This is a genomic window from Chromobacterium vaccinii (genome assembly GCF_000971335.1).
GTDB classification, from domain to species: Bacteria; Pseudomonadota; Gammaproteobacteria; order Burkholderiales; family Chromobacteriaceae; genus Chromobacterium; species Chromobacterium vaccinii.
In genome coordinates this window covers 13,347-33,866 of the sequence record NZ_JZJL01000033.1, presented here as the reverse complement: position 1 = coordinate 33,866, position 20,520 = coordinate 13,347, and the positions used below count along the sequence as shown (strand labels likewise).

Annotated in this window: 17 protein-coding genes; 14 read left to right on the top strand and 3 right to left on the bottom strand. The window is 65.8% G+C overall.

Annotated features, from left to right (window positions below; translation table 11 throughout):
- The first annotated feature begins 170 nt into the window (after window positions 1–170).
- Complete coding sequence (locus tag VL52_RS15720) at window positions 171–1,430, top strand: glutamate-5-semialdehyde dehydrogenase (RefSeq protein ID WP_046157914.1); 1,260 nt, start codon at window positions 171–173, stop codon at window positions 1,428–1,430.
- A 372-nt stretch (window positions 1,431–1,802) separates the two neighbouring features.
- Here the strand turns inward: VL52_RS15720 and VL52_RS15715 are convergent, their stop codons facing one another.
- Window positions 1,803–2,741, bottom strand: a complete 939-nt coding sequence (locus tag VL52_RS15715; protein WP_046157913.1) for an aspartyl protease family protein — start codon at window positions 2,739–2,741, stop codon at window positions 1,803–1,805.
- 251 nt (window positions 2,742–2,992) lie between these two features.
- On the opposite strand from VL52_RS15715, the gene VL52_RS15710 reads away from it, so the two are divergent.
- From VL52_RS15710 to VL52_RS15685, 6 genes are all read left to right on the top strand, one after another.
- The gene (locus tag VL52_RS15710) at window positions 2,993–3,469 is read left to right on the top strand and encodes a WbuC family cupin fold metalloprotein (protein ID WP_046157912.1); all 477 of its coding nucleotides are present in this window, start codon (window positions 2,993–2,995) and stop codon (window positions 3,467–3,469) included.
- 93 nt (window positions 3,470–3,562) lie between these two features.
- The gene (locus tag VL52_RS15705) at window positions 3,563–3,919 is read left to right on the top strand and encodes a hypothetical protein (protein ID WP_144410291.1); all 357 of its coding nucleotides are present in this window, start codon (window positions 3,563–3,565) and stop codon (window positions 3,917–3,919) included.
- 275 nt (window positions 3,920–4,194) lie between these two features.
- Window positions 4,195–5,589: a DUF2252 domain-containing protein gene (locus tag VL52_RS15700; RefSeq protein WP_046157910.1), complete on the top strand. Its 1,395-nt coding sequence runs from the start codon at window positions 4,195–4,197 to the stop codon at window positions 5,587–5,589.
- A gap of 157 nt (window positions 5,590–5,746) precedes the next feature.
- Window positions 5,747–7,357 carry a methyl-accepting chemotaxis protein gene (locus VL52_RS15695; protein ID WP_046157909.1) on the top strand — a complete coding sequence of 537 codons (1,611 nt, stop codon included), beginning with the start codon at window positions 5,747–5,749 and terminating at the stop codon, window positions 7,355–7,357.
- A gap of 204 nt (window positions 7,358–7,561) precedes the next feature.
- Window positions 7,562–8,908, top strand: a complete 1,347-nt coding sequence (locus VL52_RS15690; RefSeq protein WP_046157908.1) for a glutamine synthetase family protein — start codon at window positions 7,562–7,564, stop codon at window positions 8,906–8,908.
- 407 nt (window positions 8,909–9,315) lie between these two features.
- Complete coding sequence (locus VL52_RS15685; protein ID WP_046157907.1) at window positions 9,316–9,792, top strand: universal stress protein; 477 nt, start codon at window positions 9,316–9,318, stop codon at window positions 9,790–9,792.
- A gap of 79 nt (window positions 9,793–9,871) precedes the next feature.
- Here the strand turns inward: VL52_RS15685 and VL52_RS15680 are convergent, their stop codons facing one another.
- On the bottom strand, window positions 9,872–10,618 hold the full coding sequence (locus tag VL52_RS15680) for a TlyA family RNA methyltransferase (protein ID WP_046157906.1): 747 nt from the start codon (window positions 10,616–10,618) through the stop codon (window positions 9,872–9,874).
- Window positions 10,619–11,050: 432 nt separating this feature from the next.
- Here VL52_RS15680 and VL52_RS15675 point away from each other — a divergent pair, with 432 nt between their 5' ends.
- The 7 genes from VL52_RS15675 to VL52_RS15645 all read left to right on the top strand — a co-directional run bounded on the left by VL52_RS15675 (window position 11,051) and on the right by VL52_RS15645 (window position 18,358).
- Window positions 11,051–12,583 carry a glycine betaine uptake BCCT transporter gene (locus VL52_RS15675; protein ID WP_046157905.1) on the top strand — a complete coding sequence of 511 codons (1,533 nt, stop codon included), beginning with the start codon at window positions 11,051–11,053 and terminating at the stop codon, window positions 12,581–12,583.
- 66 nt (window positions 12,584–12,649) lie between these two features.
- Window positions 12,650–13,279 carry a YceH family protein gene (locus tag VL52_RS15670; protein ID WP_046157904.1) on the top strand — a complete coding sequence of 210 codons (630 nt, stop codon included), beginning with the start codon at window positions 12,650–12,652 and terminating at the stop codon, window positions 13,277–13,279.
- A 68-nt stretch (window positions 13,280–13,347) separates the two neighbouring features.
- Entirely contained in the window at window positions 13,348–13,878 is a 531-nt protein-coding gene (locus tag VL52_RS15665; protein ID WP_046157934.1) for a YfaZ family outer membrane protein, read from the top strand.
- A 219-nt stretch (window positions 13,879–14,097) separates the two neighbouring features.
- Entirely contained in the window at window positions 14,098–15,264 is a 1,167-nt protein-coding gene (locus VL52_RS15660) for an acetate and sugar kinases/Hsc70/actin family protein (protein WP_046157903.1), read from the top strand.
- The gene (locus VL52_RS15655; protein ID WP_052717436.1) at window positions 15,261–16,322 is read left to right on the top strand and encodes a hypothetical protein; all 1,062 of its coding nucleotides are present in this window, start codon (window positions 15,261–15,263) and stop codon (window positions 16,320–16,322) included. Before VL52_RS15660 ends, VL52_RS15655 begins: the two co-directional genes overlap by 4 nt.
- A 43-nt stretch (window positions 16,323–16,365) precedes the next feature.
- Entirely contained in the window at window positions 16,366–17,007 is a 642-nt protein-coding gene (locus tag VL52_RS15650; RefSeq protein ID WP_046157933.1) for a hypothetical protein, read from the top strand.
- Between the two features lie 25 nt (window positions 17,008–17,032).
- Window positions 17,033–18,358 carry a CsgG/HfaB family protein gene (locus VL52_RS15645; protein ID WP_046157901.1) on the top strand — a complete coding sequence of 442 codons (1,326 nt, stop codon included), beginning with the start codon at window positions 17,033–17,035 and terminating at the stop codon, window positions 18,356–18,358.
- Between the two features lie 57 nt (window positions 18,359–18,415).
- Here the strand turns inward: VL52_RS15645 and VL52_RS15640 are convergent, their stop codons facing one another.
- On the bottom strand, window positions 18,416–20,431 hold the full coding sequence (locus tag VL52_RS15640) for a M13 family metallopeptidase (protein ID WP_235429316.1): 2,016 nt from the start codon (window positions 20,429–20,431) through the stop codon (window positions 18,416–18,418).
- Window positions 20,432–20,520 lie beyond the last annotated feature (89 nt).

The window sequence follows — 20,520 nt, the reverse complement described above, 5'->3', positions numbered from 1 at the left end:
CGCGCCCCGGCGCGGGGCCATCGCCGATCCCGCTGGCCCCGGCCCGGCCTGCCTCTGCATGCCCCTTGCCGGACAATAGCCAATCCACATTCCGACTGTCTCTGTTCGCTGTCAGCGCTTTGGTTTAAGCTGCAAACAATCAGAAAACAACAGCACCGGGACTCTTCGCCATGAACGTCAAAGAATACATGCAGCAGCTGGGCCAGGCCGCGCGCAAAGCATCGCGCCTGCTGGCCCGCGCCGACACCAACCAGAAAAACGCCGCGCTCCACGCCATCGCCGACGCCATCGTCCGCGAACAGGACGCGCTCTTGGCCGCCAACCGCCAGGACCTGGACGCCGCGCGCCAGGCCGGCCTCGACGACGCGATGCTGGACCGGTTGACCCTCAACGCCAAAGGCGTGCTGGCAATGGCCGACGGCCTGCGCCAGATCGCCGCGCTGCCGGACCCGGTGGGCGAAATCGACGAAATGAGCTACCGCCCGTCCGGCATCCAGCTGGGCAAGATGCGGGTGCCGCTGGGCGTGGTGGGCATCATTTACGAGGCCCGCCCCAACGTCACCGCCGACGCCGCCGGCCTGTGCCTGAAATCCGGCAACGCCACCATCCTGCGCGGCGGCTCCGAGGCCTTCCACAGCAACCAGGCCATCGCCGCCTGCGTGCACGAGGGCCTGGCCGCCGCCGGCCTGCCGGCCGAGGCGGTGCAGGTGCTGGCCACCACCGACCGCGCCGCGGTGGGCGAGCTGATCGCGATGCCGGAGTACGTGGACGTGATCGTGCCCCGCGGCGGCAAGGGTCTGATCGCCCGCATCAGCGCCGAGGCGCGGGTGCCGGTGATCAAGCACCTGGACGGCAACTGCCACGTCTACATCGACGACACCGCCAACCCGGACAAGGCGTTCAACATCGCCATCAACGCCAAGACCCATCGCTACGGCACCTGCAACACCATGGAAACGCTGCTGGTGCACAGCGCCTTCGCCGAATTCATGCTGCCGCGGCTGGCCAGCGCCTATTGGGAAAAGGGCGTGGAGCTGCGCGGCTGCGAACGCACCCGCGCCATCCTGGGCGAGCAGGTCAAGGCCGCCACCGACGAGGACTGGGCCACCGAATACCTGGCCCCGGTGCTGGCGGTGAAGGTGGTGAAGGACATGGACGAGGCGATCGAGCACATCAACCACTGGGGCAGCCACCACACCGACGCCATCGTCACCGAGGATTACGGCCGCTCGCGCCGCTTCCTGCGCGAAGTGGACTCGGCCAGCGTGATGGTCAACGCCTCCACCCGTTTCGCCGATGGCTTCGAGTACGGCCTGGGCGCCGAGATCGGCATCTCCACCGACAAGATCCACGCCCGCGGCCCGGTCGGCCTCAACGGCCTGACCAGCCAGAAGTGGATCGTGCTGGGCGACGGGCAGGTCAGACAGTAGGCCGCTTCCGGCCCTTGTGGCGCCTTCCCCTGGACTGCCGGCCAAACCAGCCGTCGGGAGGGGGAGGACGGAAACGCGCGCAAGGGTGTGGACAGGTCGCGCTGTCGACCACACCTCTGTGCGCTGCGCATCCAGATCCCGTGGCCTGCACTGCCTGCTCCGGCGCGTCCCCGCTCAAATGCGCTGCCGTTTTTGGCCGTCGCCAGCGTTAAGAGTCTGTTCGTCTTGATATTGCGGCAGCGGCCATTTCTGTCAAATACAGAGTGCGAAAAACAGCACGCCGCAATGTCGCTCACGGCCAGGAACGTTTGGCAAAGCCACCCGCCGGCAGGGAATGGCCCGAAGGGCAGCCCGGCCGGCCCGGACTCAAAATCAAATCAATGGCTTGAGCTGCAAAACCTGTTGCCCGATGTTAAAAACGGCCTCCCCCTGGTTCAGCACATTGGCGCCAAGCAAACCATCCACCTCCTCCAGCCCCTTGGCTTTCAGCGAGGCGTTCACGCCGGCCAAGTCCATGGTCATCACCTTCTGCTGCCGCAGCGTGAAACGCGGGCCCAACTGCAGGCTGTCCAATAAGTAAAAATGGCTTTCGACGCTGCCTCCGACGCCATGCACCTGATCCGTTCCAGCCTGCCGGGCCAGATGGAACTTGGCGGCGTGCGCGTCATCGGTGACGAATGTCCCGTCCGCGGCCGTGTCGATGATGAAGCGCCCTTTCACGCCATTGACCACCCCCTCCACCATCAACTGCTCGCCTCCCAGCGACGTCAAGGGCAAGCGATCAAAGGCCGCCGCCGGCTTGGCGTCATTTCGCACGCGCAACTGCTGCTGCCCATAATCCAGCACCGCATGCTGCCCGGCCAGCACGTCCATACCGATGACGCCATCCACCGCGGCAATCCCCTCCTCGGCCAAGCCTTGATTGATCGCGTCGAAATCCGTCAGATACACAGCCAGCTTGTCTGCCGCCAATCTACCGCCCCATTCCAGCGGCTTGTCGGCGGCCCGCTTTATCTCCGTCGTCCCGGCGGATCCATGCGAAGCCCTCGTTATCCCTTCATTTTCCAAACCAAACCGGGCCGCCTGCTTGCGATCCACGCAGGTCATCGACGCCCCGCTGTCGAGCAAGAAGCGGCCATCCACACCATTGAGACGCGCCTGGACCGCCATGAAGCCATTGGCTTGCCTCGTCAAGGGCACGCTGAATGGAATCTGCGCCGAATCGGCTCCGCTTGGCGCGGAATGCGCTTGGGAGGCAAAGCCGAAGGCGCCAGCCAGCAACGCCAGCAGTACATTTGTATTTGCTTTCATTTGATGTTCCTCTTCATTTTTATTGACACGCCAGCTCCCTGCTCAGGCCTGCGTAAAATTTGCTCGCTTCACGTAGCCGGAGCGGCAAACATTCAAATTGTCCGGTAATTGAAATTTTCAATGCCAAAATCATTAACTGTGATTTTCACGCGCGCGTCTTCTTGGCGCCGCCTCTCCTATCGCGATATCAGACATCCCGCTCATTTCACGCGATAATCCCCCTTTGCCTCACAAGCTCGCCTTGCCAAAACATGAAAACCCTGACCAACCAAGACCTCGCCGACCTGTCCGCCAAGGCCGCCTGTGCGCCGCGCCTGCGCGCCCACCACAACATCCACGCCGAGCTGGACGACGTCGTCCAGCGCCTGGCCATCGCCATGGAGCCGGGCACCTATGTCCGCCCGCACCGCCACCCCGGCAGCCCGGAATTGCTGATCATGCTGTCCGGCGCGCTGGACTGGATCGAATTCGACGCCGCCGGCGAAACCGTGGTCGCCCGCCACCGTCTGGGCGACGGCGGCGCGCGCGCGTTCGAGATGCCGGCCGGCACCTGGCATTCGGTGGTGTCGCTGGAGCCGGGCAGCGTGGTGTTCGAAGTGAAGCGCGGCCCATACCAGCCCCTGCCCGAGTCCGATCAGGCCGCCTGGGCCCCGATCGAAGGCGACGCCCGCGTCGCCGACATGCTGGCCTTCCTGCTCCGCTGCCAGCCCGGCGACCGCTTCGCGTAACATCGCTTAACATCTTGCCGCCGCGAATGACGGAACCCGCGGCGGCGGCCGGCCCACCAAAAGGCATTGTTTCACCAACCCATGCCCAAGCCGATGTTCCTATTCCGCGCCGTTCTTCCCCTCGTCGTCTCCTTGTCCCTGCTGGCCTGCGCCACGCCGCTGCGCGCCGCCCCCTCGCTCAGCCTGAACAGCCAGCGCCCGCCGCAGCAAGTGGCCGACTGCCTGCAGCAAGGCTTGCAAAAGCTGCATATCCCCGATGATTTCGTCGAGCGCCGCGACGAGCGCGACGGCAGCCGCAGCCTGGCGCTGCGCAACCCGGTCAGCGACGCCTCCGGCACTCGGGTGGACATCCTGCCGCAAGGGGAAGGCAGCCTGCTGGAGGTCAGATTGAACGGCATGCCGCTCAGCCCGGCCTGGAAGAAGCAGATTCACGGCTGCGCCCGCAAATGACTGTGGATAAGTCCAGCATTCCGCGACTGGCTGTGGATGATCTGGATATCCCGGGATAAGACTGTGGGAAACTGTCAGGAAACCGCTTATTCCTTGCCGACTATGTGGGTAAGTGATTTCATCCACAACAGCCTGTGCATAATGTGGACAATTTCAGAACAAGCTGTGAATAAGCGCCAGCGGCGAAACCTGGCTGGCTTACCGAACCGCGTCGGCAGCGCGCCACCCGCCCCGCGCGGTTACACTGACGGCATACGCCACAAACGGACTCGCCGATGACCACCGCCTCCCATCCCAAGTACGATCAGCACTACGCCGACGGCAAGGCCCGCCGCAGCCAATGCCCTCGCTCCAGCCAGGCCGAACTCCACCTGGCGCCGGAACGCGACGTGGTGGCTCAGGTGGAGTCCACCTCCCAGGGCCGGGTGCCGGCGCTGGTGCCGCTGCGCTACGCGCGCATGCACGCGTCGCCGTTCGCCTTCTTCCGCGGCATGGCGATGATCCAGGCCGCCGACCTGGCCGCCGGCCCCGACAGCGGCCTGCGCCTGCAAATCTGCGGCGACGCCCACTTGATGAACTTCGGCTTCTTCGCCTCGCCGGAACGGCAACTGGTGTTCGACATCAACGATTTCGACGAAACCCATCCCGGCCCCTGGGAATGGGACGTCAAGCGGCTGGCGGTCAGCCTGGTGCTGGCCGGCCGCAGCCGCGGCTTCGACGCCCAGGTCACCCGCGAGATCGTTCAGCGCCTGTCCGCCACCTATCGCCGCCGCATCGGCGCTTTCTCGCAGATGAGCCAGCTGGACCTGTGGTACTGCCGCGTCGATTTCGAACAATTGCTGTCCCAGGCCACCGACGAGGGCATGCGCCAGCAATTGAACAAAGTGGCCGGCAAGGCGCGCAACCAGACCCAGGAACGGCTGCTGCCCAAGATGACCGACCTTGAGGACGGCGGCTTGCGGCTGCGCGACAACCCGCCGGTGATTTTCCACCTCGACGACCGGAACGGCCCGTTGGCCGCCTGCGACGACTGGCTGGGCGGCGACAGCATGGCCAAGATCCAGCGCATGCTGACCGGCTACATCGACACCCTGAAGGAAGACCGCCGCGAGCTGCTGCAACGCTTCCGGCTGGTGGACGCCGCCTTCAAGGTGGTGGGCGTCGGCAGCGTCGGCACCCGCTGCCTGGCGCTGCTGCTGCAGGACGACTACGACCAGCCGCTGTTCCTGCAGTTGAAGGAGGCGCGGCCGTCGGTGCTGGAGGCCTTTACCCAGCCGTGCGTGCACGGCAACCAGGGCAAGCGAGTGGTGTTCGGCCAACGATTGATGCAGGCCACCAGCGACCTGTTCCTGGGCTGGACCCAGGGCGCCGACGGCCATCACTTCTACATGCGCCAGCTGCGCGACATGAAGGCCGCCCCGGCGCTGGAAGCATTCACCAATGCCGAAGAGCTGGCCAGCTACGGCCAGGCCTGCGGCTGGACGCTGGCGCGCGCGCATGCCAAGTCGGGCGGCTGCGCGGCCGAAATCGCCGGCTATCTGGGGGAGTCGGACAAGTTCGACCAAGCGCTGGCCGATTACGCGCAGGCCTATGCCGACCAGGTGGAAGCCGACTACCGGCTGTTCGACGCCGCGGTCCGCGGCGGACGCTTGCCCACCGCCGCGGCATGACGATTGGCATTAGGGAAAATTGCGATGTTGCCAGTTGTGTCATGAACTAGACTGTAACAACAGAAACGTATAATCAGCCGGCGCCGGACCGTCCCCCACGGGCCCGCGCCGCCGCCGCATCTGCGGCGGCTTGTTCCCTTATACCTGAGTGTCGAAAATGCAGCTGAATACTCGCCTGATCATCATCATCGTCGCCAGCTTGGTGGCGCTGCTCGGCCTGTCCACCGTCGCCTTGCTTTCCACCCGCGCCACCCTGCATCAGGAAAAAAGCGAACAAATCGTCCACCTGCTGAAAATGGCCGAGAACAGCCTCACCCACTTCCAGCAGCTGGAGGCCAAGGGCATGCCGCGCGCCGAGGCGCAGAAGCAGGCCATCGCCGCGCTCTCCGCGCTGAAGGTGGACGACATCTACTTCTTCGGCCGCAACCGCGAGCACCGCGTGCTGTTCCACCCCAGCAAGGACCGCGTCGGCAAGCTGGACATGGGCAGCAAGCTGCCGGACGGCCGCACCACGGTGGAAGCCTACGACGATGCGATGAAGGACGCACACTACGGCGTGCTGGTGATCCAGACCAAGCGCAAGGGCAGCGGCGACGAGGAGTTTCCCAAGCTGAACGGCGTGTTCCGTTTCGAGCCGTGGGACTGGACGATAGGCACCGGCATCTTCATCGACGACATCGACCAGCTGTTCTGGAGCGAGGCGCGAACGCTGATGATCGTCGCCGTGGTCTGCGCGGTGGTGCTGGGCACGCTGGTGGGCTGGATGTCGCGCTCCATCCTGCAATCGCTGGGCGGCGAGCCGCGTTACGCCGCCGACGTGGTCAAGGCGATCGCCGACGGCGATCTCAGCGTGGAGATCGAAGTCAAAGGCGGGCCCAACAGCCTGCTGGGCGCGATGAACGACATGCGCGGCAAGCTGCGCCTGATGATAGAGGAGATCGGCCGCGCCACCTCCAGCATCAACCACTCCTGCCATCAGTTGTCCAGCGACATGGACAAGGTGCATGAGGTGTCCGGCATCGCCAGCTCGTCCACCACCTCGGCCGCCGCCGCCATCGAGCAGTTGTCGGTCAGCATAGACCACGTCAGCGCCAGCACCCGCGACACCGAGACCGGCGCGCGCGATACCGCCCAGCTGGCCAGCGAGGGCAAGACCCTGGCCGGCAACGCCGCCGACGGCATCCGCCAGATCGCCGACCAGATCCACGGCGCCAGCGACATGGTGGGCCAGCTGGCCGAACGCAGCCGCAGCATCAGCAGCATCGCCGAAACCATCCGCGACATCGCCAACCAGACCAATCTGCTGGCGCTGAACGCCGCCATCGAAGCCGCGCGCGCCGGCGAGATGGGCCGCGGCTTCGCGGTGGTGGCCGACGAAGTGCGCAAGCTGGCCGAGCGCACCGCCAGCGCCACCGACGAGATCAGCAGCATCGTGCAGGCGGTGATCAACGAAACCGGCAACGTCTCCGGCCGCATGGACGAGATCCGCCCCGCGGTGCAGGCCGGCGTCGAGCAGGTGCAGCAGGCCGCCGAAACGCTGGAGTCGATCAGCCGGCAGGCCAGCACCGCGCTCGAGCACGTGCACAACGTGGTAGTGGCGATGGGCGAGCAGAGCCAGGCCGGCACCAATATCGCCGGCAACGTCGAACAGGTGGCCGGCGTGGTCGAGGAAACCCAGAACTCGGTCAGCCACGCGGTGGAGGCGGTGCGCGACATCGACCAGCAGGCGACCAATCTGCACCAGACAGTCAGCCGCTTCCGGCTCTGAGCGCCGCGCGATACGTTTCCCGCCGCCGCGTCTTGAACTGCGGCGGCAGAACACTCGCCGCGAAGTTGTAAACCGGCTCTGGGCATCGCCGCACTTGCCGCCGCCGTTGCGGCTGGCATAATGGCTACGGGCACACGCTCCATGACAGCAAGAAAAAAAACTGAGGACAGACAGGAACCCCAGCACGCTTCAGTGGAGAATCGTATGTCTGATGCCCGCATGCCGGCAGGCCTCATCGAATGGCTGCAACACAGCAAGGCGCGGGACGTCGAGCTCGCCTTTGCCGACGTCCATGGTTTTCCCCGCGGCAAGACCCTGCCCGCCGCCGCCTTCATCAAGGGGCAGCCGCTGCGCATCGCGCGCGCGGTGCCGCTGCAAAGCTGTATCGGCGAATTTCCCGACTACAGCTTCTACGGCGAACACGATCCGGACGTCACGCTGGCGCCGGACTACGACACGCTGCGTCCGGTGCCCTGGGCCAAGACTCCGCGCGCGATGGTGATCTGCGATTGCGTCGATCACGACGGCAGCCTGTCGCCGCTGGCGCCGCGCTCGGTGCTGAAGCAGGTGCTGGCGCGCTACGACGCCCATGGCTGGACGCCGGTGGTCGCGCCGGAGCTGGAGTTCTACCTGTTCGCCGCCCACGGCGACCCGGCGCAGCCGTTCCAGCCGCCCGCGCTCGCCAGCGGCCGCCGCGAAACCGGCTTCGACGCCTTCGGCTTCTCCGCGCTGGGCGAGCTGGAAGCCTTCTTCGACGAGCTGTACCAGGCCTGCGAGACGCTCGGCATCGCCACCGACACCTGCGTGCACGAGATGGGCCCCAGCCAGTTCGAGATCAACCTCAAGCACGGCGACGCGCTGAAGCTGGCCGACGACACCTTCCTGTTCAAGACCGCGCTGAAGGAAATCGCCCATCGCCACGGCCTCAGCGCCGTGTGCATGGCCAAGCCGCTGCCCGGCCAGCCCGGCAGCTCTATGCACATCCACCAGAGCGTGGTCGACCGCCAGGGCCGCAACGCCTTCAGCCGCGCCGATGGTTCGGAAAGCCCGGAATTCTTCAGCTTCATCGCCGGCCTGCAGCGCTTCCTGCCCGAGCTGATGCCGCTGTTCTGCCCCAACCCCAACTCCTACCGCCGCTTCGTCAAGGGCATGGCGGCGCCGGTCAACCTCAGCTGGGGGTTGGACAACCGCTCGGTCGGGCTCAGGGTGCCGGTGTCCGGCCCCGAGGCGCGGCGGGTGGAAAACCGCCTGCCCGGCTGCGACGCCAACCCCTATCTGGCGCTGGCCGCCAGCCTGGGCGCCGGCCTGGCCGGCATCGAGCGGAAGCTGGTCCCGGACGAGGCGGTGCACGGCAATGTGTTCAAGCAGCAGGCCGCCAGCCTGCCCACCACGCTGGACGCCGCCTGCGCCGCGATGGCAGTCGGCTGCGCCGAGGCGCTGTTCGGGCCCGACTTCAGCCGCGCCTATCTGGCGGTGAAGGAGGTGGAGCTGAACGACTATCACCACCAGGTCACCGCCTGGGAGCGGCAGTATCTGGGATTCCTGGTCTAAAGCGTCCCAACGTTGATTGTTTGTCGACAGGCGCCACATCCCCTTCGGCTCGCGCCGGCAAGACAGCCTTGGTCCAGTGGCCTTTGAGCCGCCGTTTTTTCGATCGGCGGCGTCTGGGCCAAGGCTGTCTTGCCGGGGTTTCGCGGGCCGCAGGGGTCGCCTAGGGTCGTCGGGAAGCTGGCGAAACAGCTCCCCGACCTGCCCGGCGGGCAGCCCCGCCATGGAATCATTCGTCCGCGCAGCGGACTCCATAAACCAAACCGAACCCATGGCCTGGTTCGAGTCAGGCATGGCAGCCCGCGAGTTTGCCCTGGATCAATACCCGCGCTCGCCCGGCGAGACACCGCCGCCGCCATCGGAGTATGCTGAAGGCATCCCACCAAGCCGGTGTTTCGAAGGAGCAGCCCATGTATCGTCACATCATCGCCGCGATAGACGGCAGCAACAATTCCGACAAAGCCCTGCATGAAGCCATCCGCGTCGCCAAGTTCACCGAAGCCAGGCTGAGCCTGATCCACGTCGCCAGCCTGCGCGACCTGGCGGTCGACAGCCTGGGCGTCTACGCCGGCGACCCCGGCTACGATTTGGCGCTGGAGCAAGGCCAGGAAGCGCTGGCCCGCGCCCAGACCATCGCCCGCAACGCGGGCCTGACCGATGTGGTCAGCCATCTGGAGAAAAGCTGGGAAGGCGGCCATGACCTGGCCGATCTGCTGATAGGCTACGCCAGCGCGCAGCAGGCGGACCTGATCGTGCTGGGCACCCATGGCCGCAGCGGCCTGGCCCATCTGTTCCTGGGCAGCTTCGCCGAGGACATCCTGCGCCGCAGCCAGTGCCCGCTGCTGGTAGTGCGCAGCCAGGAAGACGACGACATCCGCGTCGAGTAAGTCCCGGCCAGCGCGCCGGCCCCGTTGCCATCGGGGCCGTCATGCCATCCGGCCCGCCTTGCGCGGGCCTCGTCGTTTGTCAGCGGCGCTCGGCGTGGACGAAGAACTCGCGGTTGCCGTCGCCGCCCTTGATCGGGCTGTCGAACCAGGCCAGCGTCTTCATGTTCTGCTCGGCCAGCACCCGGTCGATCTTGTCCTTAACCTGCGGATACAGGCTTTCGTCGCGGACGATGCCGCCGTGGGACAGCCCTTCCCGCCCCACCTCGAACTGCGGCTTGACCAGGCTGAGCAGACGCCCGCCCGGCGTCAACAGCGGCAGCGCCGACGGCAGCACCAGGCTCAGCGAGATGAAGGACACGTCGCACACCATCAAGTCGAAGCCGTCGCCCTCATTGACTGCCAACAGCGCCGCGCGGTCCAGCGCGCGCGCGTTGACACCTTCGAAATAGCGTACCCGCGCGTCTTCCCGCATCCGCGGATGCAACTGGTCGTGGCCGACGTCCACGCCCACCACCCGGCGCGCGCCGGCCTGCAGCAAGCAGTCGGTGAAGCCGCCGGTGGATTGGCCGACGTCCAGCGCGGTCCAGCCGGCGATGTCCAGCCCGGCCGCGTCCAGCGCGCCGCGCATTTTCAACCCGCCGCGCGACACGTAGCGGTCGGCCTCGTCGGCGACGATGTCGAACGCCGCGTCCGCCGGAAATTTCTGGCTGGACTTGGCCACCACCGCGCCGCCGCAGCTGACGCGGCCGGCCGCCACCAGGTTCTGCGCGGCGGTGCGCGACGCGGCAAGCCCTTGTTCCACCAGCAAAATATCCACTCGAATCATGTCCGTTCCCGCTGCCCGAATTCCGATGAACGCGACAGGTTGGCGAAGCCGCCACCCGCTGTCAAGCGAAGCCGCCAACCTTGTCCATTTGCATCAAATCTCGCAACAGATGTTTACAAGAAAATGCTAATAATGATAGTCTAAAAAGCAATTCATTGATTTTATTCATATATTCAAACAGCCCCGCCGGCATCGGACAGAAAGCGCCCGCCCCATCCCGCGCGCCCTTATCCATCCATGCTGGCCCGCTCCGCCAGCGCCCGGCAGCAAACGGCCGTTGGCGGCAGAGTCCCGCAGCAGGCTCTGGCCCGGGCAAGGCTTTCGCGCCGGCCGTCGCCGGTTTCGCCCGCGGCTCAGGCCTCGCCTCGCATCACCATCCATCACGGCTGCGCGCCCCGCGCGGGGACGCGCGCCGCCATGCAAGGAGTACCGATGGTCCTACGCCTGTCGTTGTTGTTCGCCGTATTGTTCGCGCTCTGGGGCGCCGTCGCCCCCGAGCACATGACCGCCACCGCCTCCGAGTGGCTGAGCTTCACCATTTCCCGCTTCGGCTGGTTCTATCTGCTGTCGGTGTTCGGCTTCCTGCTGTTCGCGCTCTATCTGGCCTTCGGCCGCTTCGGCCATATCCGGCTGGGCAAGGAGGACGACGAGCCGGAGTTTTCCCGCCTGAGCTGGTTTTCCATGCTGTTTTCCGCCGGCATGGGCATCGGCCTGGTGTTCTGGGGCGTGGCCGAGCCGCTGTCCCACTTCGCCACGCCGGCAAGCGCGTCCACCGCGCCGGAATCGGCCGAGGCCGCGCGGCTGGCGATGCGCCACGCCTTCTTCCACTGGGGCCTGCACCCATGGGCGGTGTACAGCCTGACCGCGCTGGCGCTGGCCTACTTCAAGTTCAACCGCGGCCAGAAGGGCCTGATCAGCGCCGCCTTCCGTCCACTCTTGGGCGACCGCGTCGACGGCCCGCTCGGCACCGCCATCGACGTGATGGCGGTGCTGGCCACCGTGTTCGGCGTCGCCACCACGCTGGGCTTCGGCACGCTGCAGATCGAAAGCGGCCTGGAGATGCTGTTCGGCCTGACGCCGTCCGCCACGCTGACCGTGGCCATCGTCGCCATCGCCACCGCGCTGTTCCTGCTGTCGTCGCTGACCGGCCTGTCGCGCGGCATCAAGTGGCTGTCCAACCTCAACATCCTGCTGGCGGCGCTGCTGTTCCTGGCGGTGGTGGTCCTGGGGCCCACCGGCTTCATCTTCGACACCTTCACCACCACGCTGGGCGACTACCTGGGCAACCTGACCAGCACCAGCCTGCGCATGAGCCCGTTCACCCAGGGCACCTGGATGGCCAACTGGACGCTGTTCTACTGGGCCTGGTGGGTCACCTGGGCGCCCTTCGTCGGCATGTTCATCGCCCGCGTCTCGCGCGGCCGCACCGTGCGCGAATTCATCGTCGGCGTGCTCCTGGTGCCGTCGCTGGCCAGCTTCGTCTGGTTCTCCGCCTTTGGCGGCACCGCGCTGGACCTGCAGCTGTTCGGCGGCGCCGACCTGCTGTCCGCGATCAAGACCGACGTCTCCACCGCGCTGTACGTGATGTTCGAGCAGCTGCCCGGCGGCCGCGTCCTGTCGCTGCTGGCGATGACGCTGGTGATCATCTTCTTCGTCACCTCGGCCGATTCCGCCACCTTCGTGCTGGGCATGTTCACCAGCGGCGGCGACCTGAACCCCAGCCACCGCGTCAAGCTGATCTGGGGCGTGCTCTTGGCCGCCATCGCGCTGGTGCTGCTGCAAAGCGGCGGCCTGAAGGCGCTGCAGGCGGTGCTGATCGTCAGCGCGCTGCCCTTCATGCTGATCATGATAGGCATGGCGGTGTCGCTGTACCGCGCGCTGGACGAGGAGGAGCACGACAGCCGCCTGCGCGAGATCCGTCGCCTGCGCCAGCTGGAAGCGCTGGAAAAACGCCAGCAGGATTGACCAGGCCGCGGGACGGCCGGCGGATTTGATGCGATCATGACAGTATTGTCTCGCCATGGAGGATGTATGGACACGCATCAACTCGACCCGATGGAGGTGCGCGTGCTGGGCGCGCTGCTGGAGAAGCAGGCGCTGACGCCCGACGCCTACCCGCTGACACTGAACGCGCTGGTCGGCGCCTGCAACCAGCTGACCAGCCGCGAGCCGGTGATGCAGCTGTCCGAGGCCGACGCCAGCGCCGCGCTGGACGCGCTGATCGCCAAGAAGCTGGTGGCCGAGCGGCTGCCGGCCGGCAGCCGGGTGGCCAAGTACGAGCACCGGCTCAACTACGAGTGGAACATCGATGGCGCGCGGCTGGCCGCGCTATGCCTGCTGACGCTGCGCGGCCCGCAGACCGGCGCCGAGATCCGCGCCCGCGCCGGCCGCATCTACAGCTTCTCCGGCGTGGACGAGGTGGAAACCGCGCTGAACGCGCTGGCCGACAAATACCCGCCGCTGGCGATGAAGCTGGAGCGCCAGCCGGGCGAGCGCGAGGCGCGCTGGTGCCACCTGCTGTCCGGCGAGCCGCAGATCATCCCTGTGCAAGCCTGCGAAGTGATAGACGTGGGCCTGACCGGCAGGGTGGCGGCGCTGGAGGCCGAAGTGGCGGCGCTGAAAACCATGGTGCTGGCGCTGGAGCAGCGGCTGAGCAATTGACGGGCTGAACTTGTTTTTTAGAAATTGGTCACTATCTGTTGTCGTTTGAATCAACAGGAATGGACCGCATGAAGCATTTCGCAATCGCCCTGGCGCTGGCCGGGCTGGCCGGCGGCGCCCACGCCGCCGACTACATGTTCGGCGCCGGCAACGGCACCCAGCAACTCACCCGCACGCCGGACGGTTTCGGCATCGGCCTCAATCTCGACTACCTGCGCGACGACCACAAGGGCAGCGCCGGCGGCGCCGGCCTGGAGTTCGCGCTGCCGCTGGGCCCGCTGACCGTGGCCGGCGGCGGCAAGCTGATGGCGCTGTCGCCGGACAGCGGCTCCGCCACCGCCGCGCTGGTCGGCGGCCGCGCCAGTTTCGACCTCGTGCCCAAGGTCAAGCTGTTCGGCCAGGCCTACTACGCGCCGAGCAGCTTCGCCAGCGGCAGCGTCGACCGCGTCAGCGACTACGCCGCCGGCGTGCGCTGGAACGTGGTCGGCCCGCTCAGCGTGGAAGCCGGCTACCGCTACTTCGACATCCGCCGCGACAACGACAGCCGCAGCCGCACGCTGGCCGACGGCGCCTACCTGGGCGCGGGACTGAGCTTCTAATCCTCGCCCGTCCTCCTCACGGCTCCCCAGGGAGCCGTTTTCTCTTCCACACGCCCGCCGAATCCACGCCTTCTTGAGCGCGATCAACCCCTTTTCCCGCAGCAAACTGTTTACAATATTCAAAAAAGATTATTCCTAACGTATACTATGCCGCCTCACATATGGCATACGTCTAAAAATCCATACAGATATGGTATGGATTACGAAAGGAATGCTTTCTTGAAATCCACGCTACGCTCCTTATGGCTGGCCATTGGCCTATTGCTGGCCGCAACGGCCTCCCATGCCGCCACAGTGACGTTCGCCGGCCTATCCTATTCCGGCGACAGCAAGTCCATTCCCGCCCGCTTTCCCTACAGCCTGAAGCTGGAAAAGACGCTGGCCGCGCGCGGCAACCCGCTGAACAAACAGCTAGCGGCCAAGCTGGCCGCCGACAAGCCGCTGCATTTCGACCTGAACCAGCAGGGCCTGACTTCGCTGAAGGGGCAGGACCAGGCCATCGTCGCCACGCTGCTGATTACCGGCGAGACCGTTTCCGCCGAACGCTTCGGCAATGTCGCCAAACTGATGACCCAGGTACGCGCCCAGGCGATGTTCTTCGATTTCAAGAACATGACCGTGCTGCGCGCCTATCCGCTCAGCTTCGCCTACTTGGACCTGATCGACCACTACCCCAGCGAGCGGGAAATGCACGATCGCTTCGCCGCGCTCTACTACGGCGAACAGGACAAGCCCGGCATTCTGCAGCGCTTCGCCGACATCATGCATGAGGCCGCCGTGCCCGATCAGGTTCCGCGCTTCCTGCAAGTCGCCAAGGTCCGCATCGGCGACGACGCCCGCAAGGCATTGCCCCCCGAGCTGACGCGCACGCCGGGCACCGCGGAAACCTGGGCCGCGGATCTGTTCGCGGAAAACCTGTCCAGCAAGACCGGCGTGCCGCTGCTGCCTTACACCAAGGGCTACGCCATCGGCAACACGCTGTCCATGCGCGTATCCGAGGGCGACGTGTTCATGCTCAAGCTGCCGGAGGCCGACTACGCCATCACCCTGGACATCCCTAAGCTCCGCCGCATCACCAGCGGAGAAGTGGCCGCCGGCACCAGCTATATCTACGGCGCCTACGCCCACGTCAACATCCAGGAGCCGGTATCCGGCAAGAACTATCTGGACGCCGACTTCAAGAACGGCGAGATCAAGCTGGTGCCGGCGTCGCAAGACACCATAGACGACTTCCCCGCCTATCACGAAGCCATCAAGGGCCTGTTCGCCAAGCTGGCCGACAATCTGGCCGGCAACCGCAATGGCTGGCTGAAATCGTCCACCTCCGCGTCCGACATCGACAAACAGATCCAATCCACCCAGCAATTACTGAAAGCCTGCAAATGATCCGTAGTCTCCTGATCGCATTCCTGATGCTGTTCGGCGCCCAGGCGTTGGCGGCGACCGCCACGGCCAAGGGCCAGGCGACCGTCAAGTACGAGTCCTCGCTGTTCGGCAAGAAGGTCACGCCCGAAGTCCGCGCCCAGGCCGTGCTGCAGGCGCAGTTGAAGGCCATCGACAAGTACTATGCCGAGGCCGGCGACTCGCAGTCGCAGAACCTCGACGCCATCCGCGAAAAAGTGAAGGCGGACCCGGATCGGTACATCCTGGATACCGCGATCCTGAACGAGGACGATCGTCCCGACATGGGCCAGTTCACCGTCACCATCCGCGCCACGCTCAACGTTTCCCAACTGAACAACGCGGTCAAGGCATCCTCCGCCGCAGCCCAGGCAGCCAACGGCGGCCAGAAATCCAAGCTGACCTTCATCTTCGTCTCCCGTCAGACCGACAGCTCGCAGCGCTTCGACGACCGCGAGTACCAGGCGGTGGAGCTGAAGGCGCAAGGCAAGGCCGGCCGTTCCGGCGCTCAGTACCGCGAGTCGGTGGAAACCGGCGGCAGCACCACCCGCAAGGCCACCAAGAAAACCTACGCGATCTTCCCCAGCAACTACTTGAAAAGCGTATTCAACGGCGTATTCGCCGGCGCCGGATTCAAGGTGGTGGATGCCGCCTACCTGGAGCCGTACACCAAGGGCCTGCTGAAGATCAAGAGCGTGGAGGCCGACTTCAAATCCGGCAACGACCTGCAGCCGCAGACCGAGCGCAACGTGGCCGCCGGCCTGCAGAACGCCAAGGTGCCTTATATCGCCTATGGCACGCTGGACGTGCGCCTGGCCGACACCGATCCCGCCACCGGCATGTTCCGCGTATCGGTAGCCGCCACCGGCAAACTGCTGGACGCCAGCGACTCCATCCCCGAAACCAAGGCTGAAGTCGGTCCGATCCAAGCCGCCGGCCTTGGTCCGACCGAGGAAGAAGCGCAAGTCAACGCGCTGAAGAAAGCCGCCGAGGACGTCGCCCGCGAATTGCTGAGCCAGATGACCAACGCCGGCATCAAATAAACCCGAAAAAACTCACCCAACAACAATGCATCCGGAGATGAAAATGCGCAAAACCCTGATCGTGGCCGCCCTTGCCGGCCTCAGCCTGACCGCCGTGACCGCCCAGGCGGGCATGTTCGACGCCGTGACCAGCCTGACCGGCGGCGCCGGCAACAGCAGCAGCGGCGCCGACCTGATCGGCCAGCAGAAACAACTGGTCGAATCCTACACCGGCGCCAACAAGCAAGTGCTGATGGCCCAGTCCCAAATGGCGACCGCGCTGGGCGCCAAGGATGCCGCCGCGCTGGCCAAGGCCGAAGCCGAAGCCCTGACCTCCGGCGCCACCAAGGACAGCCTGAGCAAGGCTGACTCCGCCCAGAGCGCCGTGTCCAAGGCCATCAGCGAACAGCAAAAGAACACCGGCACGGTGCTGGACGCCGAGGCGAAGAAAGCCTATGCCGAAGGCCTGGGCTCGCTGGCCAAGGGCGTGCTGAAGTACTCCAAGATGGCCAACCAGTTCAGCGGCTTCAAGGATGCGCTGGCATCCGCCTCCCCGCTGGACCTGCCCAAGCTGTCCTCCGGCGCCTACATCGTCACCAGCCTGCCGGGCAACTCCAAGAACCTGTACGAGGCGCTGAAGCAGGCGGTCAGCTTCGCCCAGAGCCACGATATCCCGGTTCCGAAGGATGCGACCCAGGCGCTCTAAGCCCAGACCCGGCCAAGGAAACGACATGAAATTGCGATACGCGATGAGCGCCGCCGCCTTGGCCCTAGGCCTGGCGGCCTGCTCCCACAAGGAAGACGCGGCGACCGCCCCCAAGGCGGATGCCAGCGCGCCGGTCCAGGCCCCGCCTGACGCCGGCAAGCTGACATCGGTGGACAGCGCGGCAACCGGCATCGGCGCCAGCCCGGCGGAAGCCGTCGAGGAAGCGCTGAAACTGGCGATCAAGCAGGTCAACGGCGCCTCCTTCGACATGTCCTCCGAACAGGTCAAGGCCACGCTGTCCGTCGCCGCCGGCAAGGACGCCGATCAGCTCAGCGCTCACGCGTTCGCCGAATATGTCGCCCAGGAATCCGGCGGCGTGGTGACCGGCTTCAAGCTGGTCAAGATGGAAGAGCCCGGCCTGCTGAACAAGAGCTACAAGGCGAGCATCGAAGCCAAGATCGCCAAATTCGTCCAGCCGGCATCCGCCGGCAAGCTGAAGATCGTGGTCGGTCCGGTGTACATCGATCGCGAATCCTTCAAGCTGGCGGGCATCTCGGTGCCGGCCGAACAGGTCGCCCGCGAGATACACCAGCAGACGCTGGACGCGCTGGCCAACACCGGCCGCTTCTCGGTGCTGGACCGCGAGCTGGGCGACGATGTGCAGCAGGAGCTGGACATGATCAGCTCAGGCCAGACGCCTTCCGCCGAGCGCTCCAAGATCAGCCAGGCGCTCAGCGCCGACCTGATCTGGACCGGCCATCTGACCGCATTCGGCTACGACAAGAAGCGCGCCAGCTGGAATCTGTCGCAGCGCGTGATCAACGTGGCCAACCGCCAGGTGCAACTGTCGAACATGCTCGCCGGCGACGCCGGCAAGCTGGGCGATGGCTCCGCCGATGCCGCCCGCCGCGGCATGGAAGGCCAGATCGTCGATCGCATCGTCAGCGCCATCCTGGTCCGCACCTTTCCCATCTCCGTAGCCTCGCGCACCGGCAATAACGTGATTCTCAGCCAAGGCGGGCAGTCCGTCCGCGAGGGCGCGCGTTACAAGCTGGTATCGCTGGGCCAGGAGGTGAAGGATCCGCAGACCGGACAATCGCTGGGCCGCTCCGAATTCGACTGCTGCGAAGTGGTAGTCGACAAGGTGATGCCGACGATGTCCCAGGGCCATCTGGAAAACGTGAAGATGCCGCTGGAGCAGATACCGCCAGGCGGCCTGCAGTTGCGCGAACTGGCGCCGGCCGCGCCGGCGAAAGCCGAGGCTTCCGCCCCGGCAGCCGGCAAGAAGGCGCCGGCCAAGAAGCACAAGCCGGCCGCCGGCATGTTCGACGCCGACAAGGACAAGTGGTAGACGGCGCTTTCCCGCTGCGCTCCACACAGCCGGGCTCCCGAAGGAGCCCGGCTTTTTTTACCACCACAAATGGAAGCGCTGCGCCGGCGGCAAATACATCTTGTCCCCCGGCTTGACGCCGAAGGCCTGGTAGAACGGCTCCAGATTGCGAACGGTGCCGAAGGCGCGCCACTGGTCTGGCGTGTGCGGATCGGACACCATCTGCTGCAGCGTGGCCGCGTCGCGGCTCTTGCTGCGCCAGGACTGGGCGAAGGCGATGAAGAAGCGCTGATCGCCGGTGAGGCCGTCGCGCACCGGAGCTTCCTTGCCGTCCAGCGCGATCTTGTACGCCTTGTAGGCGATCTCCAGGCCGGCGTTGTCGGCGATGTTCTCGCCCAGCGTCAGCTCGCCGTTGACCTTGTGCCCCTTCACCGGCTCGTAGCCGCCGTACTGCTTGACCAATTTGGCGGTCGCCTCCTTGAAGTGCGCCTCGTCGGCCGGCGTCCACCAGTTGCGCATATTGCCGTCGCCGTCGAACAGATGGCCCTGGTCGTCGAAACCATGGCTGATCTCGTGGCCGATGGTGGCGCCGATGCTGCCGTAGTTGACCGCCGGATCGAAGGCGGGGTCAAAGTACGGCGCCTGCAGGATGGCGGCCGGGAACACGATCTCGTTGTTGGCCGGGTTGTAATAGGCGTTGACCGTCTGCGGCGCCATGCCCCATTCGGTCCGGTCCACCGGCTGCCCCAGATGCCTGGCCTGGCGGCGGTAATTGAACGCCGCGACGCGCTCGGCGTTGCCGATCAGGTCGTCCGGGCGGATCTCCAGGCTGGAGTAATCGCGCCACTTGTCCGGATAGCCTATCTTCAGCGTGTATTTGGACAGCTTCAGGTGCGCCTCGCGCTTGGTTTCCGCGCTCATCCAGTCCAGCGTGTCCACGCTGCGGTCGTAGGCCGCCAGCAGATTGCGCACCAATTCGTCGGCCTGGCGCTTGGCCTCCGGCGTGAAGTACTTGGCCACATACAGCTTGCCCACCGCCTCGCCCATGCCATCGTCCACCAGCGTCACCGCCTTCTTCCAGCGCGGCCGGTCGGCGCTGCGGCCATCCAGCGCCTTGCCGTAGAAAGCGAAGCGCGCCGCCGTCCACGGCTTGTCGAGATAAGGCGCGTAGGCGTCCAGCAGGCGCAGCGTCAGGTAGTCGCGCAGCGCCGGCAGCGGCGTCGCGCGCAACAGGCCGGGCAGCTGTTCCAGATAGCTGGGCTGATCCAGGTTGAGATCGGCTGCGGCGGACAGTTGCGCGTCCTTCAACAACGCCGGCCAGTCGTAGCCGGGCAGGCGCTTGGCCAACTCGGCCGCGCCGGTCTTGTTGTAGGTCTTCTGCGCGTCGCGGTTGTCGACATTGCTCCACTGCGCCTTGGCCAGCCGTGCCTCCAGCTCTAGCACCGCGGCGGCGCGCGGCAGGGCATCCTTTTCGCCGGCCAGCGTCAGCAGCCTGGCCAGATAGGCGCGGTAGGCCTTGCGCGCCGCGGCGAAATCAGCGGATTGGAGCAAATAATAGTCGCGGTCCATCGCCAGGCCGGACTGGCCGACGCCGGCCAGGTAGGCCGCGGAGTTCTTGTTGTCCTGCGCCACGTAGAAGCGGAACGGCGTGTCTTCCGGCTGGTCCTGCAGCCGGCCCATGTAGGCGATGACGGCGTCGGCGCTGTCCAGCGCGGCGATGGCGGCCAGCTTGGACTTCAACGGCGCCAGGCCGCGACGGGCGATGGTCTGTTCATCGAGAAAGCTGCGATAGAGATCGGCGATCTTGCGCGAGTCGACCGAAGCCGCCGGATCGGCATGCTCGATCAATTCCCGCACCCGCTGCTGATTGCGGTCGTACAGCAACTCGGATACGCCGGTCGACGAGCGGTCGGCCGGAATCCGCGCGCGCTTCATCCAGCCACCGTTGGCATGCAGCGCGATATTGTCCTGCGGCCGCACCGCGCGGTCCATTCCCTGGAAATCTATGCCGTACGCGCCATAGTCCAACCCTCCGGCCCAGGCCGCCTGCAGGCACAACAGCATGGCCAGCGGCAGCAATTTCTTCCCTTGCATGGTTTTCCTCTTATCGTTCTGAAGCGGCCGGGCTCTGCCCGGCCTCGAGCGATGGTACGCCCGCGCTTCCCGCGGCGGCAATCGGCAAA

Coding starts and splice junctions, on each gene's coding strand:
- VL52_RS15720 (WP_046157914.1), top strand. CDS start 171: ATGAACGTCAAAGAATACATGCAGCAGCTGGGCCAGGCCGCGCGCAAA.
- VL52_RS15715 (WP_046157913.1), bottom strand. CDS start 2,741: ATGAAAGCAAATACAAATGTACTGCTGGCGTTGCTGGCTGGCGCCTTC.
- VL52_RS15710 (WP_046157912.1), top strand. CDS start 2,993: ATGAAAACCCTGACCAACCAAGACCTCGCCGACCTGTCCGCCAAGGCC.
- VL52_RS15705 (WP_144410291.1), top strand. CDS start 3,563: ATGTTCCTATTCCGCGCCGTTCTTCCCCTCGTCGTCTCCTTGTCCCTG.
- VL52_RS15700 (WP_046157910.1), top strand. CDS start 4,195: ATGACCACCGCCTCCCATCCCAAGTACGATCAGCACTACGCCGACGGC.
- VL52_RS15695 (WP_046157909.1), top strand. CDS start 5,747: ATGCAGCTGAATACTCGCCTGATCATCATCATCGTCGCCAGCTTGGTG.
- VL52_RS15690 (WP_046157908.1), top strand. CDS start 7,562: ATGTCTGATGCCCGCATGCCGGCAGGCCTCATCGAATGGCTGCAACAC.
- VL52_RS15685 (WP_046157907.1), top strand. CDS start 9,316: ATGTATCGTCACATCATCGCCGCGATAGACGGCAGCAACAATTCCGAC.
- VL52_RS15680 (WP_046157906.1), bottom strand. CDS start 10,618: ATGATTCGAGTGGATATTTTGCTGGTGGAACAAGGGCTTGCCGCGTCG.
- VL52_RS15675 (WP_046157905.1), top strand. CDS start 11,051: ATGGTCCTACGCCTGTCGTTGTTGTTCGCCGTATTGTTCGCGCTCTGG.
- VL52_RS15670 (WP_046157904.1), top strand. CDS start 12,650: ATGGACACGCATCAACTCGACCCGATGGAGGTGCGCGTGCTGGGCGCG.
- VL52_RS15665 (WP_046157934.1), top strand. CDS start 13,348: ATGAAGCATTTCGCAATCGCCCTGGCGCTGGCCGGGCTGGCCGGCGGC.
- VL52_RS15655 (WP_052717436.1), top strand. CDS start 15,261: ATGATCCGTAGTCTCCTGATCGCATTCCTGATGCTGTTCGGCGCCCAG.
- VL52_RS15650 (WP_046157933.1), top strand. CDS start 16,366: ATGCGCAAAACCCTGATCGTGGCCGCCCTTGCCGGCCTCAGCCTGACC.
- VL52_RS15645 (WP_046157901.1), top strand. CDS start 17,033: ATGAAATTGCGATACGCGATGAGCGCCGCCGCCTTGGCCCTAGGCCTG.
- VL52_RS15640 (WP_235429316.1), bottom strand. CDS start 20,431: ATGCAAGGGAAGAAATTGCTGCCGCTGGCCATGCTGTTGTGCCTGCAG.